This is a genomic window from Nostoc sp. ChiQUE01b (assembly GCF_034531255.1).
GTDB lineage: Bacteria > Cyanobacteriota > Cyanobacteriia > Cyanobacteriales > Nostocaceae > Nostoc.
In genome coordinates this window covers 39,538-61,321 of the sequence record NZ_JAVRBM010000003.1, presented here as the reverse complement: position 1 = coordinate 61,321, position 21,784 = coordinate 39,538, and the positions used below count along the sequence as shown (strand labels likewise).

The following is a 21,784-nucleotide window of genomic DNA, read 5'->3' as shown; positions in this document are numbered from 1 at the left end:
GGGATGGCAGGGTGTAATTTTTTTGGTATCAACTCAAGTAAAGAACAACTTCCAGCAGTTTCCCCACTTACGCCACCGAAATTACCAGACTGGATTGAGCAAATTAGTCCCATTGGAGATGCAAAACCTCTCAATCAAATCCGCATCCGCTTTAAAGAAGCTTTAATCCCAGTTGAAAGTCTTGATAGTCCAGAACAGCAAAAATTATTACAAAAATTTGCCCTTTGGCCGCCTCTACCCGGTCAATTTCGCTTTTTAACACCACGGATGGTAGGATTTCAAGCTGAGAAAGCATTACCAATAGCGACAAGATTTCAAGTCACACTAAAAGCAGGATTAGCCGACTTAAAAAATCATCGCCTAGACAAAGATTTACCTTGGACTTTCAACACCGAATCCATAAACTTAACTAATTTACCCGGTGTCAATCCCATCGAGAAGGCTGATATCGAACCAATTGATTTACAACAAAAGTTACAGTTTACTTCCAATGCCGAATTGGATTCAGCTTCTGTACAAGAACATTTACAGTTAATTCCTGAAGGCAAAAACAAAGGTACAGGATTTAAAATTGAATTAAACAAAGAAGAAAAACCATTAAAAAATGAAGAAGACCCTTTAGAAAAATTTGACCCTTCAGCACGCAATTGGATTTATAACCTCATCCCACAGCAAAATCTGGAAAAAGCAACCAGTTATCGCCTGGTATTTTCTCCAGGAATACGTCCTGCTTATGGCAATCTGCCTACAGAGAAAGAATTTGCAACGAAGTTAGCAACTTATTCGCCTTTGGCATTTCATAAAATTAACTTTTACGGACAACCAGATGCAGGCAGAACTTTTGGAAGATTTATTAAAGGTAGTCCGCAGCTAGAATTTAATAATGTTTTATTGCCAGATTCAGCTAAAGAAAATATTTCCATTAATCCAGCACCAAAAGAAATTTCGAGAATTATCCAAATAAATGATGAAGATAAAATTGTTGGTATCAACCCTTATGCGCTAGAACCTGCCAAGACTTATACAATTACTATCGGCGGAAATCTCAAAGATAAGTTTGGGCAAACTTTGGGTAAACCCGTCACACTTAAATATGATACTGGAGATTTAGCTGGAGATATCTGGGTACCATCAGATTTGAATATTTTTCCTACAAGTAAAGATTTACAGCTAAATATTAGTACGGGAAATCTGCCAGAATCTAAATATAAAGCAGCTTATCGAGTAGTTAAACCTACAGATTTAGTATATTTTAATAATAGTAGTGATTTATTACCACAACCTTCTGAATGGCAAAGCTTTAAGGTATCGGGTAAAAAAAATCAATCAGTTGATATTGCTGTTCCTCTGCGGGAAAAAATAAGTGCTGCTACGGGAATGTTAGCTTATGGAGTCCAAGCTCGGACTAATAAATATCAAGAGAATGGTAAGGAACTGTGGCGCGAACCTACAACTTATGGCTTAGTTGAATTGACAAATTTGGGCGTATTTACTCAGTGGTTTCCTGAGTCAGGGTTAATTCGCATCAATCATCTTACAGATGGTTCGCCAGTTAAAGCGGCTGCTGTTGAAATTTATCAATCAAAATTACAAGCAAAATCTCGTCCAGAACCTTTACCTTGTGCAATAGGTAAAACAGATGAAAATGGAATTTTTAGAATTGTTCGTGAAGGATTACAGCAATGTTATTCTGGCAATAAAAGCTCTAGTAAATCACCACAGTTATTAGTAATTGCCCGTGAAAATCAAGATTGGGCATTCGCTAGAACTGAAGAATATAGCGGTGTTTATGGATATGGTATCGATGCAGGTTGGCAAGATAGTAAGCCAGAATCACGCGGGGTAATTTTCTCGGATAGACAGTTATATCAACCTGGCGAAAAGGCTTGGTTGACTGGTTTTGCAGACTATTTACAAAATGGTGTAATTCAGCAAGATAAAAATGCTGCTTACCAATTAACTTTGATAAATCCCGATGGGCAAAAAACCAGCTTAGGTACGCAAACTACAAATGAATTTGGTAGTTTTTCTCTGGAACTACCAATTAAAACTACTCAGCGCTTAGGCTACTATACAATCCAGGCGAAAGGTAAAAATGGGCAAGAAATTTCTGGAGAATTTCGAGTAGCTGAGTTTAAGCCACCTAATTTTAAAGTCGAACTTAACTTAGATAAAGAATTTGCATACATTGACGAGAAAGTTAATATTAATGCTACAAGCAATTATTTGTTTGGTGCGCCTGTGGAAGGTGGAGAAGCGAAATATTTTATCACTCGCCAGCAAGCTGATTTTGTTCCTAAAGGTTGGGAAGGATTTACTTTTGGTAGGCAATGGTTATGGCCAGAGGAAACGCCTACTATATCTAGTGATGTATTGCAAACTAATGCCCAACTAGATACTAATGGTAAAAGTAGTCAAACTGTTAATGTGGCTCATGATTTACCATATCCGATGACTTACCAAGTAGATGTGCAAGTTGCAGATGTTTCTAATCTGTCGGTAGCGAATTCCAAAACATTTACAGCTTTACCGAGTAATCGCCTTATCGGCTTAAAAAGTAATTTCATCGCTGATGCTGGTAAACCTTTTCCTATTGAAGTGATTGTTACTGACCCGACAGGAAAACCAATCACAGGTCAACGGGTGCGTCTAGAATTACAACAGATTAAATACAGCAGCGTCACGCAGTTAGTGGAAGGTAGCCGAACACCAAAAAATCAAGTTGAATATAAAACAGTAGGACAAGCAGAAATTACATCTGCGAGTAATCCGCAATCGGTAAATTTAACAGCACCGGAATCTGCTTCATATCGAATTAGAGTTAATTTTAGCGATGCCAAAGGTGAGTTAAGTGCCACAGATTTACAAATTTGGGCAACTGGAGAAAATCCAGTATTTTGGGGTTCTAGAGAAGAAGATGTCTTAGAAGTTAAATTAGATAAAAAAGAGTTTAAACCTGGTGAAACTGCTACCGCACTAATTCAATCCCCCTATCCAGATGCAGAATTGTACTTTGCTGTGATTAAAGACAAACCCCTTTATCAGCAGATTATTAAAGTTCAGGGAGGCGCACCACAAATTCAGTTTCAAGTTACGCCAGAAATGCTACCAAATGCAGCCATTGAAGCTGTCTTAGTCAGACAAGGTAAACCCATCAACCAAGTGGAAGTGGGAAGTTTAGATAACTTGGTGAAGATTGGTTTTACACCTTTTAAAGTTAATTTAGAAGATAAGTATTTAAAACTGCAAGTTAAGCCAGTGCAAGCATCATTAGAACCTGGTGCAGAGGAAACAGTACAACTGGAACTGAAGGATAATCAAGGCAATCCCACCAAAGGACAATTTACAGTTATGGTGGTAAACGAGGCGGTGTTACAACTTTCTGGTTATCGTCCGCCAGATTTGGTAGATACAGTTTATGCAGAACAGCCAATATCTACTCGCTTTAGCGATAATCGCCCAGATGTCATATTACAAGCACAAGATGTAGCTAAACCCAAAGGTTGGGGTTATGGCGGTGGTTTCTCAAGTGCTGCTGCAAATACTCGCACTCGCACTGATTTTAAAGCCTTAGCTTACTACAACGGTTCTGTCCTTACCGATGCAAATGGGAATGCACAAATAAGCTTTAAACTCCCGGATGATTTAACTACATGGCGGGTGATGGCTGTCGCTACCGATGGAAATCTGCGTTTCGGGAATGGGGATGCGACGTTTATCAGCACCAAGCCACTACTAACTAATGCCATTTTGCCACAATTTGCCCGTCCAGGCGATCGCATCCTCGCTGGTTTATCTGTAACTAACAACACTGGAAATACAGGAAATCTCTCAATTAATGGCGAACTTAGCGGTACGGTGAAGTTTGCTGACAAAAACCCCACAGCTACTGCTTTGCAAACCAAAGCTGAATCCGCAACTCATGCTTATCGCTTTCCCATGCTGGCGGATAGCGTCGGAGTTGGTAAAGTTCGCTTTACCACTCAGCTAAATGGTACAGCCGCAGATGCTTTTGAAGTACCTTTGGAAATTAAGCCAATTGAAATTACAGAACAAGTCGTTGAATCTGGTGTCACTGATAAACAGGTGAAGATTCCCTTGAATGTTGATAAAAATACCTTCCCTGATGCGGGAGGTTTAGATATTCAGTTGGCGAGTACTTTGATTCCAGAAATTAAAGCACCAGCAAAACAAGTTTTAGAAGATGATGATTTGCCATTCACAGAACCTGCTGCAAGTCAATTAATAATTGCGGTAAATCTGCAAACTCTTGCCCAAAAATATAGTCAGAACTTTGCAGAATTTAATCCTAGCCAACAAGCTAATCAAGCAATTGAAAAATTACAAAAACTCCAAATAGCCGATGGTGGTTTTGCTGCTTTCCCCGGACAAGAAAAATCCGACCCTTGGGTTTCTTCATATACGGCTGAATCTTTGGCTAAAGCTAGTCAGGTATTTCCTAGTTTAGTCGATTCTGCAATGGTATCTCGTCTCAAAACTTATTTACAAAAAGTTCTAGCAAACCCCGGAGAATACGACTTTTGTAAACAACTACTCTGTAAAAGGCAACTGCAACTTAATGCTTTAATCTCTTTAGCAGAATTGGGAGATAAACGCAATACTTTCCTTGCAGATATTTATGAACAACGCAATAACTTTGATATAGCAACTCAAATTAAACTAGCGCGATACTTATCTCAATTCCCAGAATGGCAAGATGAATCTCAACAATTAGTGAATAAGCTGCAACAGAATATTTATGAAAGTGGCCGCACAGCAGTTGTAAGTTTACCCAGCAGTTGGGGATGGATGAGTTCATCTACCACGACGCAAGCGCAAGCTTTACGTTTATTTATTGCCAAACAAAGTAAACCCGAAGTTATAGATAAGTTATTCCAAAGTCTTCTGGCACTGCGACGTGATGGTACATGGCAAACCAACTATAATAATGCCCAAGCTTTAACAGCTTTGGTAGATTATAGTCAACTGCAACCCACACCGCCTAATTTTGTTGCCACAGTGGAATTAGCTGGTAATAAGTTAGGAGAAAATCGGTTTAATGGCTACCAAAATCCTAGCTTACAGCTAAATGTACCGATGAAGAAATTACCTCGTGGGCGTAATGATTTAACGCTGCAAAAATCAGGTAATGGCACTTTGCACTATCTAGTTGCTTATAATTATCGCTTGCAAGGTAATCAATCAGGCAGGTTTAACGGACTACGCATAACACGAGAAATTAGTCAAGTAAATAAAGAGAAAATTTTGCAAAAAACAGGTCTTTATGCTTTCGATAAACCCTTGACTTTAGCCTCTGGACAGGTGTTTGATATTGGTTTAGAAATCATCGCCGATCATCGTGTAGATCATCTGGTGATAAAAGATCCGTTACCATCAGGTTTTGAGGCGGTGGATGCGAGTTTCCAAACTGCTACAGCTGCATTACAAGCAAAAGCCGATAGCTGGGAACTTGGGTTTAAGAATGTATACCGCGATCGCATTATCGCCTATGCCGACCACCTAGAACCAGGAGTTTATAGCCTGCATTACTTAGTCCGTTCTGTTACTCCTGGTACATTTTCTTGGCCTGGTGCTGAAGTTCACTTGCAATATGCACCAGAAGAATTTGGGCGTACTGCTGAGTCTACATTAATATTGGAAGATGGGAAATAATAATTGTACTTTATTGCATTTCTGCAACTGCAATTAAAGTACAATCAAACAAACCACGGTAAGATTCAGTCTGTTTAGCTTGGATAAACCCCAAGAGTTAATATTAACTAAATTAGGAGAAGGACTACCCGCTATAACTCCATCTTTTGGAGCAGCTTTAGCAGAAGCTTGTGCGGTGTGTTTGGAGGAACAATGTTATTTACAGGGTGTAGAACTTACAGTCAATGGCGACTTTAACACCACCTTCAGGCTGTATTGGCAACCTGTTACACAGCAAATGCTTCGTTGCTGGAATGATGAAGAGTTCATTACAGAACAAGCAGCCTATGGTATTGCCTTTATGCTCATCAGAGAATTGACTGAGTTGACTGTAATTGAGCGATCGCGCAAAGGCACAGGATTTGACTACTGGTTAGGTAGCGAAGATACAACAAGTGAGCTTCCATTTCAAAATAAAGTACGGTTGGAAGTTTCAGGAATACGTAAAGCAGATGATAGGAGAGTTAGGGCCAGAGTCAAACAAAAAATTGACCAAACTAATCCTTCAGATGGCATATTTCCCGCTTACATTATTGTTGTTGAATTCAGCAAACCCTTATCTTTTATTGTGGAAAAATGAGTCAGATTCAAGAGTTGCATAAACAAGCGATGGATTTGGCCCAAGCAGCTTTCACTGCTAAACTCAGAGGTAACTTAGAGCAAGCTAATCAGCTATCTCAACAAGCCTTTGAGAAAGAATCTCAAGCAGCTGGACTGATTGCTAATCAACTTGATGCCGAACCGACTCGTTCAGTATTACATCGCAGTGCTGCAACTCTGGCAATAGATTGTGGTGAATTTCAAGCAGCAGAACGTTTAATTGCGATCGCATTATCAGGAAATCCACCCCAAGAAATTACTCAAGAACTGAAAGATTTATTCATTAAAATAAATTTGCGCCCATATTTAGAACGTCACGGGCTTACTTTTGATGAAGAAAAGTTGAGGAATCTGACGGTAGATCAACAGTCAAACACTATATGAGCTTTTCTAACAAGAGCGATGTCTACGACGGGCTACGCCTACGCACTACCGCTACTGAGAGAAGAGAAGGCGATCGCTTTTTTCTTGCGAATTCTTGCAAGAGATAAATATTTAGTCACAAAGATTATCATAGCTTAGTCCGTTCTGTTACTCCTGGCACATTATCTTGGCCTGGTGCCCAAGTTCACCTGCAATATGCACCAGAAGAATTTGGGCGTACTGCTGAGTCTACATTGGTGGTTGAGGATAAGTCGTGACGCACAAGTACATTTGCAATATACACCAAAAAAATTTGGGTGCACTGCCGAGTCTACATTGATACTAAAGAAGGGAAAGTAATTATTGATACTATTTTTTACTTAATAAATGTAAAAATTTTATCTAAGTATACACGAGTCTGCTTTCAAACCTTAACGCTTAACTAACCGATTTGGTTTTTCTGGGCAAAAGAAACACTTATATAAGACCATTTCTGAACCAGCATACTTAAGTAAAATCTGCGTTTATTACATAGAGATATTGAAGTTAAAGTAAAAACAAATAACAGTAAATTAGCTGGTTACAATTTAGCGCTAGTCTCAGTACGATATAAAAAATACAGTTCAGATAAGCCTAAAACCCTGATGTATAGACGCAATTTATCGCCTCTTAAAAGACTAATTATCTACCAACCCTTAACTAAACTTGCAATATAAAAAATTAGATATTATTTGTTATTCCAATAGTGGATTTTGATCTCACTCATGACTATCAACGAAGTTTTGGTTGTTAAATCACCAAAACTGGGGCAGATTATCCTTGCTAAAACAAAGCAGAAAAGTTACTTTTGCTTTCATATTAAACATTTCAAATCAGTAAAATTAAAAATGCAACCAATACTAGCATTGATTGAACAAAAAAAACAAGAATATGCTCAACTACCCTTGTTTAATTTTATGCAAAACAAAAGTATAAATCCCAGACAAAGGTTAGCTTGGGCACCATGTGCTGCTCATTTTATTATGAATTTTGGCGAAGTTAATAAGTATTTTTTGCGAGTAGAACCAACCACCGATCCAATTCAGGCATTAATTAACAAGCATACTTATGAAGATGACCATCATTGGTTGTGGTTTTTGGAAGATTTAAAAAACTTAGAACTTGACAAATCATTAAAATTTAGTGATGCATTGAAATTTCTTTGGGATGAAGAAACGAAGAATGCTCGCTGGCTAAACTATCACTTATATCGATATACTTCAAACGCTACTCCTATTCAGAAAATCATAATTATTGAAGTTCTCGAAGCAACGGGTAATATAATGTTTTCAACAGCGGCAGAGATTGGCAAAGAAATTAAAGAAATTACCCAAAAACCATGCCGATATTTTGCAGATTTTCATCTAAATGTTGAAACTGGTCACATCACGGGTACATCTGGAATAGAGCAATTTTTACAAGATATTCAACTATCAGAAGAAGCTCGGCAAGAAGCTTGTGAATTAGTTGAGAACTTATTTACAGTTTTTACACAATTTACAAATGAACTTTTGGTCTATGCTGAAACCCATAAAATCGAGCAAGAATTGAAAGCTGCATAAATTATCAAACAAGCTTTTTTAAATTGACCGTGCCGATTTTGGATTTTGGATTGGGGTTTTTCAATTCAAGCCCCGCCCCTTGTGGGCGGAACAAATCTAAAATCGTTAATCTAAAATCCCCAAGCCCCGACCCTTGTGGGCGGGGTTAATCCACGCATACGCTCTCTACGAGACGCTCTTGCTAGCTTGCAACTCTTACAGAGTACGCGGACTCGCTAACGCTTCGCTATCGTAAATCTAAAATCCAAAATCGTTTGACTTGCATACTTAATTTGAGACAAAAAGAGGAACTTTAACTATGTCACAGAATCTACAGGATGTACAAAATATCGTAATTGTTGGTGGTGGTTCAGCCGGTTGGATGACGGCAGCTTATTTGAGTAAAGCACTAGATAAAAATATTAATATTACTCTGGTGGAATCATCTAATATAACCAAAATTGGAGTTGGAGAAGCGACTTTTAGTACCATCAAAGTATTCTTTGATTTTCTTGGGTTACAAGAATATGAATGGATGCCAAAGTGTAATGCCACATATAAGATGGCAATTAAGTTTGTCAACTGGAATGCGAAGGGGCAACACTTCTACCATCCTTTTCAGAGATATGAGGTAATCGACGGCTTTGATATCTCTGAATGGTGGCTAAAAATGAAGAAAGATCAAGAAGTATTTGATTATGCTTGCTTTCTAATTCCCTGGCTGTGCGATCATAAACTGTCGCCAAAATATTTAGATGGTAAAGTCTTTGACAACAAAGTTCAAAATGAATTTTCTCAACAGCATATCGTCAAGAAAAATATTCTGGATAAGTTAAAGATTCAGTACCCTTATGCCTATCATTTTGATGCGAATCTACTCGCAAGATTCATGAAAGATTATGCAATGGAAAGGGGAGTGAAGCAAATTGTTGATGATGTAGTGGATATTAAGTTAACTGAGGATGGGAGTATAGATAGTCTCACAACCAAAGAGCATAGCATTCTCAGTGGCGACCTTTTCATTGACTGTACTGGTTTCCGTGGTCTTTTGATCAACAAAGCCCTTGGTGAGCCATTCATTTCTTATTCAGATTCACTGTTGTGCGATCGCGCGATCGCCATGCAGATACCAACTGATATCAAAAAGGATGGCATCAACCCTTACACTACCTCAACTGCACTTTCGTCTGGTTGGGTCTGGAATATACCTTTGTATGGCAGAAACGGTACTGGGTATGTTTATTCGAGTGCATTCATTTCTGCTGAGGACGCAGAACAGGAATTTCGCCAGCATTTGGGAGTCGCTGCTGATCATCGTCAAGCCTCTCATATCAAGATGCGGATTGGACGTAACAGAAACTCATGGGTGAAAAACTGTGTAGCAATTGGCCTTTCCAGTGGATTTGTGGAACCACTAGAATCTACTGGCATCTTCTTTATTCAACATGGAATTGAAGAGTTAGTTAACCACTTTCCCAACAAATCTTTCAATCAAGAGCTAATTCATAGCTATAACAAAGTTATCGCTGACTGCATAGATGGTGTGCGAGAATTTTTGACACTTCATTACTATGCTAGCGATCGCACCGACACAGAGTTCTGGAAAGCAACTAAGAACAATATCAAAGTTCCAGCAGAACTACAGGAAAAATTAAGGTTATGGAAAAATAGACTGCCAAGCAATAAGACTATCAACCCGAAATACCACGGCTTCGAGTCTTACTCTTATTCGGTAATGTTGCTGGGGCTAAATTACATGCCTGAAAGTAGTCTTCCGATTTTAGAACATATCGGAAATCACAACGCCGAGGCTGCATTTTTGGAAATTAGAGAAAGAGCCAATTACCTAACTTCAACTTTACCGTCTCAGTATGAATACTTGACTCATGTAATCAAGTCACAAGAACAGTCGGAGTATCTGAGTGTAGTTAGCGATCGCTCATATCAGATTCCGGCACTAATTTCATAATTTAGGAGAATCCAAGATGACGGTGAAACAAGTATGCGTGATTGGGGCTGGAGTCAGCGGATTAGTCTGTGCAAAGACGTTTCTTCAGGAAGGTTACGAAGTAACATTGTTCGAGAAACGGCAGGGACTTGGTGGTGTGTGGGAAAGATCGAGAACTTACCCAGGACTGTCGATTCAAAATCCCAGAGATACCTATGCTTTCTCAGACTTTCCTATGCCTACCTCTTATCCAGAATGGCCTTCAGGAGAGCAAATATGCGCTTACCTTGAATCCTATGCCCAACACTTTGGTGTCACAGAAAAAATTCAGTTCGGTGCAAAAGTAACTAAAGTGGAGCGCAAATCAGGAAATATTCCTGGATGGATAGTTAGTGTTAGCTTTCAAGAAGATGGTAAGGAGATCGGAAAACAAAATTACGAGTTCGACTTTGTGATTGTCTGCAATGGCACTTATGATATTCCCAATATTCCTAACTTGCTGGGGATGGAAGAGTTCATTGCCGCCGGAGGGCAGGTAATACATACTAACGACTTTAACGACGGCTCTGTAATTGAGGGCAAGCGAGTGGTTGTTGTCGGTTTTGGCAAGTCAGCCACCGATTTAGCGAATCTCGCAGCTAGCAAGGCCAAGGAATGTACCCTTGTGTTCCGTCAAGCGCTGTGGAAAGTTCCCAACTTCTTTCTCGGTCTGTTGAACATCAAGTATATTTTCCTGACTCGGTTTGCAGAAACTTGGATGCCCTATCATAAACTTCGAGGATGGGAAAAGTGGCTGCATAGTTTTGGCAAGCCACTGGTGTGGACATTCTGGCGGCTAAATGAGACTATCTTGCGCTTACAGTTTCCCCTTGATGCTTGTGGAATGGTGCCCAAACAACCGATGAACAAATTGATTGGTTGTAGTATCAGCTTGGTGCCTAAAGGCTTTTTTGAATATGTACGCGCAGGTAAAATTCGTCCTATCAAGACTAAGATCAACAAGTTTTTTGCTAGTGGCGTTGAATTGGATAACGGCGAGAAAATACAGGCAGATGTTGTTGTCTTTGGCACAGGTTTTCTTCAGGATATCCCTTTTTTAGAAGAGAAATACCACAGACACGTATTTGATCAAGAAGGCACTATCCATCTTTACCGCCATCTGATTCACCCTCATGTTCCAGAGATGGGTTTTGTTGGTTATAACTATACTTTCTGTGCTCAGTTATCAGCAGAAATTGGTGCTAGGTGGTTATCAGAATATGTCAAAGGGAATTTAGCTTTACCATCCCCGCAACAGATGCTAGATGATGTCACAGCAGAGTTGGAATGGAGAAAGAAAGATAGACCCTATGCTTTCGTCAGTGGAGCATGTGTAACTCCTTTTACATTCCATTACATTGATGAATTGCTTCAGGATATGGGTCTGAGTAGCCGTCGTCAACCAGGGAACTTGGTTGGAGAGTTTCTGATGCCAATAGATCCATCTGCCTACAAGCATCTGGGCGAGGAATTACAAGCAAAACAAAAACAATATCCATCTCTCAATGATTTTGCGATCGCCTCTGGCGGGGCGTAGCCCATCGCGTCACGCATCAGAAGCATTACAACAGATGCAGATATAGCAATCCTAAATGAGGTGTTGGAGCGATCGCTATGGTAGATTTTTAACAGTGCTGTCTGCTCGCCCCATCTCCTCAATATCCACACCATGAAAATCGACCGATTGCAGGAACTTAAGCAAAAACTGACGGACGTTGCAGACTTGTCCCATATCTGGTTATTTTATATGGATCATTTTGCGGATCATTCAGAATTCACCGACCTGGGTGAGCCTGCCTATAATGAATACCTAGATGCTGTCCTCCATAAAACTTGTCAGCAGATGTTTGGCAGGGCAATAAAGATTACTGACTTTTTGCTGATCTATATAGCTCCGTATCATTTATTTCATGGAGCTTTCCAAGTTGAAGGACGTATTGGAGGTGTAATTTATTTCGAGGATATAAAAATTGGGTTACTTGCAGTGTCGGCGGATTATCCCCCTACCGATGCGGTTAAGTATTCACGTTTTTCTGAGATGATTCAACTGTCGGCACCTAATTGCAACGATCGCAATTGAGATTCAAGGTTAATAGACATCTGGTGAAATGACGTAGGCACAATTCATGAATTGTGCCTACCAAGGATTTCGGGCAACGCAGAATTAATTTTCACTCCTATGTCTAATGTACAGTCAAAGGAATCCCGTTATCTTTTGGTTTTAACTTGAGAATAAATGGCACAGCTTTCAATACCCAATCGGACACGGGTGTATAATTAGCAGCTTCTTCTCCAAAGCTAATAGAGAGCATATCTGTATGAATAATCCCTGGATTGAGAGGTATGGCTGCCATACCAGTCGGCAATTCTTGTGCCAAAGAACGAGTTAATCCTTCTATTGCCCACTTGGAAGCACAGTATGGTGCAACTTGGGCTGAAGTAGAACGTCCCCAGCCAGAACTAAAGTTAACAATAATACCCCGTTTGTTTTTTACCATTGCTGGTACGAAATAGCGAATTATATTCACTACTCCTTTGATATTGATATCTATTAGGTCGGAAAATTCTTCGGATGGTATTTCCCACAAAGGTGCTGGGTAATTAGTAATTGCCGCATTATTAATCACTATATCTGGCGGTTCATATTTTTGAAGTACATGTTCTGCCCATTTTTTTACAAGCTGTTCATTTGCCACATTTACAGCTGTGAAATCGTTGGGCGCACTAAACTTCTGGCGTATTTTATCGATAGCATCTGATGAACGAGCGCAACCAATAACAGTATGTCCCTCTTGAATAAAACCCTCGGTCATCGCGTAACCTAGACCTTTGCTTATACCTGTAATTAAGATGAGCTTAGTCATATTTTTCTGCTATTCCTGCTCTCTTAGAAATAATTCGTGGGAAAAAATAACCACTACCTCTTGCTGTGACGATCAACTCTGGCAAGTTTGGGTCAGATTCTATTTTTGTCCGCAATCGGGAGATATGCACATCCACTACACGGGTATCTGCATGAATCTCTGGTACAAAGCCCCATAGTTGCTGCAAAATTTCTAATCGAGAAAAAACTTTTCCAGAATGACTGACCAATAACTCTAGCAAGCTAAATTCCACACCTGTCAGGCGAATGCGTTGCTCATTTTTATAGACTTGCCGCTTACTTGTATCGATTTTGAGATTGCCCAGATCGATTAGGCTAGAATTATCAATGACATTGACACTGGTTTTTTGGAAAAGTCGCCTAAGTATACAGGCAATTCGGGCTTCTAGTTCTTTGGGTGAGAAAGGTTTCGTCATATAGTCATCAGCGCCTATATTCAGTCCAGTGATTCGCTCTGCGACATCTGCCAAAGCTGTAAGCATGATAATTGGTACATCCGATTGTTTCCGTATTTCTTGACAGACACCATAACCATCCAGTTTTGGCATCATCACATCCAAAACTATTAAGTCTGGAGCTTCTTGACGAAAAGCTAACAAAGCTTCTTCGCCATCCTTTGCTTTTACTACATCGTAGCCAATCATCTCAAGACGTGTCTGCAAAATCCGGCGGATGCTGGCTTCATCGTCTACTACCAGGATTTTTCCTTTATGTCTTGACAAGTTTCTCAATCCTCCCCGATTGTTACTTTATTATTTGAAGTATAGACAAGTACCCGTGTTTGCCTGATTCATCCCGCATTTATGTAACGCCTTCAATGGTTATAACGAAGGCATTGATACTATTTTAGGACTTACGCACACTCTACGAATTCTTCTCTACTAGACGCTGCGCGAACGCGAGTGCGTCCCGTAGGGAAGGAAAGGCGGTTCGATAAATTAAGCTTTTCGGCAATTATAGCGATCGCTTTGTTTGTAACCTAGTTGCAAAAGGGTTTCAAAACGGCTGATAGCGCAACGAAAAGTAAAGACCATTATCTTGCAGTGTGTTCCCACCATTATCAACTCCGATCAAGGAAACACCTTGAAGAAGAATCCAGAAGTCAGAATGGGCTAAACGCCCCGCTACCGCTAACAGAAATCAGAATCAATTAGTGGGGAATTCAGACCCGCCACTACGAAAGTTGACCGCTAAATCGTACCCCTGCTCTTAAGCAAGCTAGCAAGAGCGTCTCTGAAAGAGAAGATTTAGCTCTTTTCTTAAACCCACTTATTCAGACGCTCACGACAGATGCAAGGGAAATTTGAGGAAATCACCCGCCTCACCAATACCCTCTGCTCTCAACATCTCAACGCCGAATATGCAGAGATGTCGCGCCAGTTGGCGGCTGCTCGTGCCGCAAGCGTCCCTCGCCCCTAGCAACTGGGCAAGCCAAGTCATGGGCTTGTGGTATCGTCCACGCCCTCGGTATGGTTAACTTTCTCTACGACTCCTCCCAGACTCCCCCAAAGACCATGAAAAAATGCGGATCTACGAAATTATGACCAAGCAACTCTTATCTGCTGCCTATCTGTTATTATCAATTCTGTTCAAGTCAAACAGAAATTATTCTCGGAGATAAACAATGGGCAAGAAATATGATGTTTATGGTGTAGGTAATGCCTTAGTAGATATAGAATACGAAGTATCTCCAGAGTTACTACAACAGTTAAAGATTGATAAAGGTGTAATGACACTCCTAGATGAAGATAATCAAAATCATATTTTGGAAAATCTCAAAAATCTTCATTGTCGTAAGAGTTGTGGAGGTTCAGCAGCAAACACAATAGTGGCAATTAGTCAACTAGGAGGAAAAGCTTTTTATTCTTGTAAAGTGGCTAATGACGAATTTGGAGACTTTTACATCGAGGATTTACTCAACTCTCAGGTAGATACCAACTTAAAAAATGGCGACCGCCAATCAGGAATTACAGGTAAATGTTTGGTGTTAGTAACTCCCGATGCAGATCGCACCATGAATACATTTTTGGGAATTACGGGAGAATTTTCTACACAAGAATTAGTATCATCAGCGATCGCTGATTCAGAATATTTATATATCGAAGGATATTTAGTGACTTCTCCCACAGGAAAAGAAGCAGCTATAAAGGCTAGAGAAATAGCTGAAAAAGCAGGAGTAAAAACCACTATGTCTTTATCTGATTACAACATGGTGAAATTTTTTAAAGATGGTTTGTTAGACATCATTGGATCTGGTTTTGACTTGATTTTTGCTAATGAAAGTGAAGCATTAGAACTAGCAGATACACAAGATTTTCAAGTAGCTGTAGACAAACTAAAAACCCTGAGTAAGAAATTTGCCATTACTCGCGGTGCTAAGGGTTCAGTAGTATTTGATGGTCAGAAATTAATCGAAATCACTGCACCTCAAGTAAAAGCTGTAGATACAGTGGGAGCAGGAGATATGTATGCAGGAGCTTTCCTCTATGGAATTACCCAAGGTATGAGCTATGAAGAAGCCGGAAAATTAGCATCGGACGCAGCTTCTAAGATTGTTACATCCTATGGCCCAAGATTAAAAACTGAGGAATTAAAGGCATTAGTTACTAGTACAGCACGGCGTAAATAAGCAGACCATTCAAAATGGCGCAAAAGCCGAAAATACAATTCTTTTGACTTTTGACTTCTATTTAAGATGTTTCAGTTTTGCAATGATATCATGTCCGCTAAATTACCCTTAATTCTCTGGGAACCCCACCCCGCCAACGCTACGCTTTGTCTCCCCTCCCCGCAAGCGGGAGGGGTTGGGGGTGGGGTGTTTTTATTATGGTCAATTCGACGGACATGATATGATTTATACCGCCATTATCCAACGCCAAATTTTTCAGTAACGGTAGCTTGTCTCACTGTTGCATTGGAATCTCAATCACAAACTCAGTTCCCTCTCCCGGAGTTGATTTGCAGCTTAACTGACCCTTGTGTTTGTCCACTACCACTTGATAGCTAATTGACAACCCCAACCCCGTACCACTTCCTACTGCTTTAGTGGTAAAAAATGGATCAAATATTTTCTGCTGCACCTGTGCGGTCATGCCATAACCGTTATCAGCAATCCGAATCTTCAACGTGTTTACTTCTCCTAGTTCAGTACGAATCCGAATCTGAGGATTTCTTCTGGGAGAATCTTCTCCATAGTTGTAGTCGTCTAAAGCATCGATCGCATTACTTAAAATATTCATAAATACTTGGTTGAGTTGACCGGCATAGCAAATAACATTTGGCAGTTGTGCGTATTCTTTAAAAACCTCAATTTCTGGGCGATGTCTATCGACAAGCCGCTTCTCTACGAGACGCTGCGCGAATGCGTCTATGCTTTTTTCCTTGAGTCGGTGCTGCAAAATCATTAAGGTACTGTCGATGCCTTCATGAATATTTACAGGCTTCATTTCTGATTCATCTAGACGAGAGAAATTACGTAAGCTCAGAATAATATTTCGGATACGGGAACTTCCCACCTTCATAGAATCGAGAACCCTTGGGAGGTCTTCTGTCAAGAATTGGACATCCATTTCCTCAATTTTTTGCTCTACTATTGCTGAGGGATGGGGATATTGTTGCTGATAGAGATTAATCAAATCTAGCAGTTGTTGAACATAATCACTTGCATGATTAATATTACCATGAATAAAATTGATGGGGTTATTAATTTCATGGGCAATTCCCGCCACCATTTGCCCTAAAGAAGACATTTTTTCACTTTGGATTAATTGACTTTGGGTACTTTGTAATTCTTCTAGAGCTTCTTGCAGATGCTGATTTTTTTCGTTAAGTTCTGCTGTTCTTACTACCACCCTTTCCTCTAGTATATGACTGTATTCTTCCAATTGCTGATTCGCTTCTGCCAAATTATTGTAGAGAATGGCATTTTCTAAAGAAATTCCAGCTTGGATAGTTAAGAGTTTGAGAACTTCTAGGCGATCGCGTGTAAATGCTCCTGTAGTTAAATTATTTTCTAGATAAATCAGCCCCAGCAATTTACCTTGATTAAGCATCGGAATACATAATATGCTTTTTGGTTCCTCACGGTTAATATAACTATCTATCGCAAAAGCAGCTTTAGCTTTAATGTCATCAATTACTAATATTTCTTGGGTTCGTTTGACATAATTAATCAAAGAGATCGGAACAAGATCGCTGGACTCGAAAGGAATAGATAAAAATTCTGTGTGAGTATCTCTAAAAGTAGAACCAGAACTAATTGCAGCAACAGTTAAGTCTAAGTTATTAGCTTCACTCAATATCAGCACACATTTAGAAGCTCCGGCATTCTCCATCACAACTTCCATTAAAGTAGAAAGGAGTGCCTCCAATTCAATCTCTCCAGACACTGCTTGAGAAGCTTTAATCACAGTTCCCAAATCTAACATATCGGAAATACTAGTGTTAGAGCCAATGACAGTTTCATTCGTCACCAGAGTAGATTTATTGCTAAGTGTAGATAGGTGTAGGCTCAGTTCAGGTAGATTCTTTTCACTGTAAGAATAGCTAGGTTCTTCTTGCTGAATTATGGGGAGAAGTAATTGAGGATAGCGTTTTTGCAAGTCATAAACTTTGGCTAATGCTCCCCAGCGAATATAGCAATAATAGGCATCAGTGAGATATAGTTGGGCGATTCTTTGTTTACCCCATTCAAGATAAAATTTAGCAGCTAATTCACAAGCAAGAGCTTCTTCGTTAATGTACTCATTTTCTTTGCTAAGGGAAATAGCATATTCATAATTATCTATCGCTTCCAGATATTGACCAAGAACTCGATGTCGTTCCGCCTCTACTAAATAAAATTTATGCAAGTGATTCATGGGAGCCTGATCTGCCCAGTTTTGCATTTTTTTCTGATTTTCTGTCACTCTCTGAAGGACTTCTTTTTGTTTAAATTCATCGAAATCAGAATATACTGCTAGATGTGTCAATGAATCATAGAAATAAAATTGAGCAGTCACGAACATACCGACACCAGCATATAGGTACTTTTCTGCTATGACTGTATTTTTAAGAGCTTGAGAGTAATTAGCCAGCAGATAAGATATGTGAAGTTTGCAGAAATATAGGAAAAAAAGTGCTACTCCATCTTTAGCTTTCAGATGAAGTGGTAACATTTTATCTTCATCATAGACTTCACCGATTAAACTCTGCGGATTTTGAACATCTCCTAGAAGATTCAATATTGTCTGCCGAAATATTTCATTCCAATAAAATACTCTTTCTTGCTTTATTTGCTTAATAGTCTTGCTATATATTTCTATATCTTGTTCAAGTTTTATTAGTTCTTGTCCTGTAAAGTATGCATGTTGAGAGTAACCATAAAGAGCATAAGTTGCAAATTCCATATCTCCTACTTCAAGATTAGTAGTATAAGCCTCAAGTAAAGGTTTCAATGTTTCCTTCAGATGCTCTTTCCAATGTCTGACAAGATGATTAAATGTTTCCATAACCTTGCCAGTTACTTCTCTTGTTTGGAAATTAGGCAACAAACTATCAGCTAGTTTTCCAAACTTATATCCAGAATCAATGTCTCCTATTACTCCGCACAACATTACTCCATACATCACATACGCAAAAGCAGACAAAGGAGAATTACCAAATTTGATTGATAAATTGATCTGTTTCAGAATAATAAATAGTAATAATTCCGGTGCAACTGTATAAGCAAGACCAATTGTACTAGATAGAATACGCATGATTATCAGTGGTTGCGCTTCTGTAATTTCCGGCAGTTCAATTAAGTCTTGAATGGATCTATTAGCCAATTTTGCAGATGTTGTCTCTATTGCTAACTGAATATCTGCTTGGCTGGGATTTGTCGGAAACTCTACTCCTAAAGTTTTCAAAAAGGTTTTTGCAATATGGACAGCTTCCAGTTCTTTTCCTTGTGCACCATAAGACTGGATTTCAACTTCATAAGCTTTGACTCGATCTAGTGGAGTTTTCGCTTTTAATAACACAACCTGGACACATTTTTCTGTATATTCAAAATCACCATTGAGATATGCCGCTTCTGCTGCCGTATTATACAAAGCTAAGGTGATATTATATTTAGTATCCCAACTATCATCTGCTAATAGCTCAATTCCAGTAGTTAAATACTTAAGTGCCGAAGAATAAGCTGTTGATATTAAAGCTTTACGTCCAGCAATTAGACTCATTTCAGCTAACTCATTACGTTTAGCTTGATGGGTGATAAATTCAGCTGCAATATTGAAATGATTGACAAGCTCAAAAATATTTTCTTCCCGTTCGGCGACTGGGGTATTCTTCAAGAGAAGCAGCCCAATTTTTAAGTGCATTTGCTTGATTTGGTCTTTGGGAATTAGAGAATAAGCTGCTTGCTGAACTCTGTCATGTACGAATTTATATCTGGGGAGTTGGGAATTAGTCGTTGATGAATTTTCTGATTCTCTAGTTGAAAGGCTTAATAGTTGTCTATCATTTTCTGGTGCAAAATTATAACCATCTTTCTGAGGAATAATCAATCCTTCAAGTAATGCTTGCCATAAGTCAGATGCAGTATCTATTACAGATTTTTCATTCACGAGTGACAATGTTTTTAAGTCGAACTCATTACCAATACAAGCAGATATTTTTAATACATTTTGTACATTTTGGGGCAACTTTTCTATTTGGATGCCCATAAACTTTACTACATCATCTGTAAGAGATAAAGTTTGAATTTTGGTAATATCGTACTTCCAATGACCAGCATCAAAATTTAATTCAATTAATCCATCATCATATAATAACTTGAGAAATTGAGATGCAAAGAAGGGGTTGCCTTGAGTTTTGAAAAACACCATTTGAGTCAGAGGCACAGCAATGGCTTCTGGACAACGCAGCGTATCAGCAATTAAATAATTTAAATCAATCTGACTTAAAGGTAAAAGTTTAATTGTATTAATTACTCCTCCTGTCTTAGTAATTTCTTGTAGTGTTAAATGTAGCGGATGTAGATTTGAAACTTCATTATCCCTATAGGCACTAATGAGTAGTAAACTACCTTTATTTCCAGATATATTCTCTGCATCCTTAGCAAAGCGAGAAGAAGTCCCATCCATTAATAATTGAATAAACTTCAAGGAAGCTGTGTCTGCCCATTGCAAATCATCTAGAAAAATAACCAGAGGATGATCTTTAGTAGAGAACACTTGGATAAATCTCTGGAACAATAAATTGAAGCGATTTTGAGCAGCGCTACCAGTAAGTTCAGCAGATGGAGGTTGTTTACCAATAATTATTTCAAGTTCAGGAATTACATTAATGATTACCTGAGATTGCGTACTCAATGCCGATAAGATTTTGGTTTTCCACTGTTGAATTTGGGCATCTGTTTCGGAGAGTATTTGCCCAATTAAATCTCGCAAAGCTTGTACCAATCCTGACAACGGGATATCACGTTGGAATTGGTCAAATTTTCCTTTGATAAAGTAACTACGCTGTTTAGCAATGGGTTTGTGGACTTCGTTCACCACAGCAGTTTTACCAATCCCTGAGTAACCAGAGACTAAAATCATTTCTGTGTTTCCCTTTGTCACCCGGTCAAAAGTAGCAAGTAGAATTTCAATCTCTCTTTGACGACCATAAAGTTTTTCAGGAATGGCAAAATGATTTGAAATATCCCGACTTCCTAACTCAAAGACTGTAATATTTTGTTTCTCTTGCCATTGGTTTTGACATTTCTCAAAGTCATACCTGAGTCCATGAGCACTCTGATATCGGTCTTCGGCATTTTTTGCCATCAGCTTGCTGATAATATCAGATAAAATTGTGGGAATATTGGAGTTAATATAGCTGGCTTTTGGCGGTTCTTTGGCAATGTGAGAGTAGACTAACTCCATCGGTTCAGTGGTACTAAAAGGTAACTGCCCTGTCAAGAGTTCAAAGAAGGTGATACCCAAAGAATAAAAGTCGGTACGGTAGTCTATACCTCGATTCATGCGTCCTGTTTGTTCAGGGGAAATATAAGCTAGAGTTCCTTCTAAAACGTTGGGATTTGTGAGAAATTGAATTTCTTTTGGTAATAGAGTGGCAATACTAAAATCGATGATTTTGGTTTTACCTGTTATCGGATGAATCAAAATATTAGCAGGTTTAATATCTTTGTGAATGATCCGATGGTGATGTAGCCGTTCCAAAGTTGCACTAATTTCAATGGCAATATCAAAAAACTCACTCAATGAAACAGAATTTTTTCCTTTTTTCTGCTCTTCTTGCTGCCAGATATTCAGGGTAATACCCCCAATATCTTCCATTACTATAATATATCTATTGTTGTATTTTTCTAGGCCGATTGTTTTTACTATACCTGGAATCTCCAGATTTTTGGTAATAGTGTATTGATTATGAAACTGATTAATTTCAGCAAAACTAGGATCTTCATTACGCATCAATTTTAAAATAACTGGTTGCTGATCTTTTTCTCTTATAGCCCGATAAACTAAAGTTTTTTTACCTGAATATAATTGCTGAGTAATGCGATAGCCAAGTATTATAAATAGTTCGTTTGATTCTATTAACATTGCATCTAGTTATGATAATTTTCTTTCTCTGGTTTAGTATACCCAGAACAGAGTTACCACTATCAGTGAGCAAAATTACAAAAGCGAT

At 39.0% G+C, this 21,784-nt stretch carries 12 protein-coding genes; 9 read left to right on the top strand and 3 right to left on the bottom strand.

The annotated features are described in order from the left end of the window. Positions 1-3 precede the first annotated feature (3 nt). The 7 genes from RMY63_RS03255 to RMY63_RS03225 all read left to right on the top strand — a co-directional run bounded on the left by RMY63_RS03255 (position 4) and on the right by RMY63_RS03225 (position 12,322). Positions 4-5,673: an alpha-2-macroglobulin gene (locus tag RMY63_RS03255; protein ID WP_322727319.1), complete on the top strand. Its 5,670-nt coding sequence runs from the start codon at positions 4-6 to the stop codon at positions 5,671-5,673. A 79-nt stretch (positions 5,674-5,752) separates the two neighbouring features. Continuing rightward, positions 5,753-6,292 carry a hypothetical protein gene (locus tag RMY63_RS03250; RefSeq protein WP_322727318.1) on the top strand — a complete coding sequence of 180 codons (540 nt, stop codon included), beginning with the start codon at positions 5,753-5,755 and terminating at the stop codon, positions 6,290-6,292. Further along, a complete protein-coding gene (locus RMY63_RS03245) occupies positions 6,289-6,696 on the top strand; it encodes a hypothetical protein (RefSeq protein ID WP_322727317.1) in 408 nt (135 codons plus the stop codon). Before RMY63_RS03250 ends, RMY63_RS03245 begins: the two co-directional genes overlap by 4 nt. Before the next feature lie 743 nt (positions 6,697-7,439). Then, positions 7,440-8,276, top strand: coding sequence for a hypothetical protein (locus RMY63_RS03240; protein ID WP_322727316.1), 837 nt, complete (start codon positions 7,440-7,442; stop codon positions 8,274-8,276). A 298-nt stretch (positions 8,277-8,574) separates the two neighbouring features. After that, positions 8,575-10,224 (top strand): tryptophan halogenase family protein, encoded by a 1,650-nt coding sequence (locus RMY63_RS03235; protein ID WP_322727315.1) that lies wholly within the window; start codon positions 8,575-8,577, stop codon positions 10,222-10,224. Between the two features lie 16 nt (positions 10,225-10,240). Next, positions 10,241-11,779 (top strand): NAD(P)/FAD-dependent oxidoreductase, encoded by a 1,539-nt coding sequence (locus RMY63_RS03230; protein ID WP_322727314.1) that lies wholly within the window; start codon positions 10,241-10,243, stop codon positions 11,777-11,779. Between the two features lie 132 nt (positions 11,780-11,911). After that, entirely contained in the window at positions 11,912-12,322 is a 411-nt protein-coding gene (locus tag RMY63_RS03225) for a hypothetical protein (RefSeq protein WP_322727313.1), read from the top strand. Positions 12,323-12,425: 103 nt separating this feature from the next. On the opposite strand, the gene RMY63_RS03220 is transcribed toward RMY63_RS03225, so the two are convergent. Continuing rightward, positions 12,426-13,106, bottom strand: a complete 681-nt coding sequence (locus RMY63_RS03220; RefSeq protein ID WP_322727312.1) for an SDR family oxidoreductase — start codon at positions 13,104-13,106, stop codon at positions 12,426-12,428. Further along, a complete protein-coding gene (gene rpaB / locus RMY63_RS03215) occupies positions 13,099-13,848 on the bottom strand; it encodes a response regulator transcription factor RpaB (protein WP_322727311.1) in 750 nt (249 codons plus the stop codon). Before rpaB ends, RMY63_RS03220 begins: the two co-directional genes overlap by 8 nt. Positions 13,849-14,460: 612 nt before the next feature. Here rpaB and RMY63_RS03210 point away from each other — a divergent pair. Continuing rightward, entirely contained in the window at positions 14,461-14,670 is a 210-nt protein-coding gene (locus RMY63_RS03210; protein ID WP_322727428.1) for a DUF6398 domain-containing protein, read from the top strand. An 80-nt stretch (positions 14,671-14,750) separates the two neighbouring features. Further along, positions 14,751-15,755, top strand: a complete 1,005-nt coding sequence (locus tag RMY63_RS03205; protein ID WP_322727310.1) for an adenosine kinase — start codon at positions 14,751-14,753, stop codon at positions 15,753-15,755. A 274-nt stretch (positions 15,756-16,029) separates the two neighbouring features. Here RMY63_RS03205 and RMY63_RS03200 read toward each other — a convergent pair whose 3' ends face one another. Beyond that, positions 16,030-21,696 carry an AAA family ATPase gene (locus tag RMY63_RS03200; protein WP_322727309.1) on the bottom strand — a complete coding sequence of 1,889 codons (5,667 nt, stop codon included), beginning with the start codon at positions 21,694-21,696 and terminating at the stop codon, positions 16,030-16,032. Positions 21,697-21,784 lie beyond the last annotated feature (88 nt).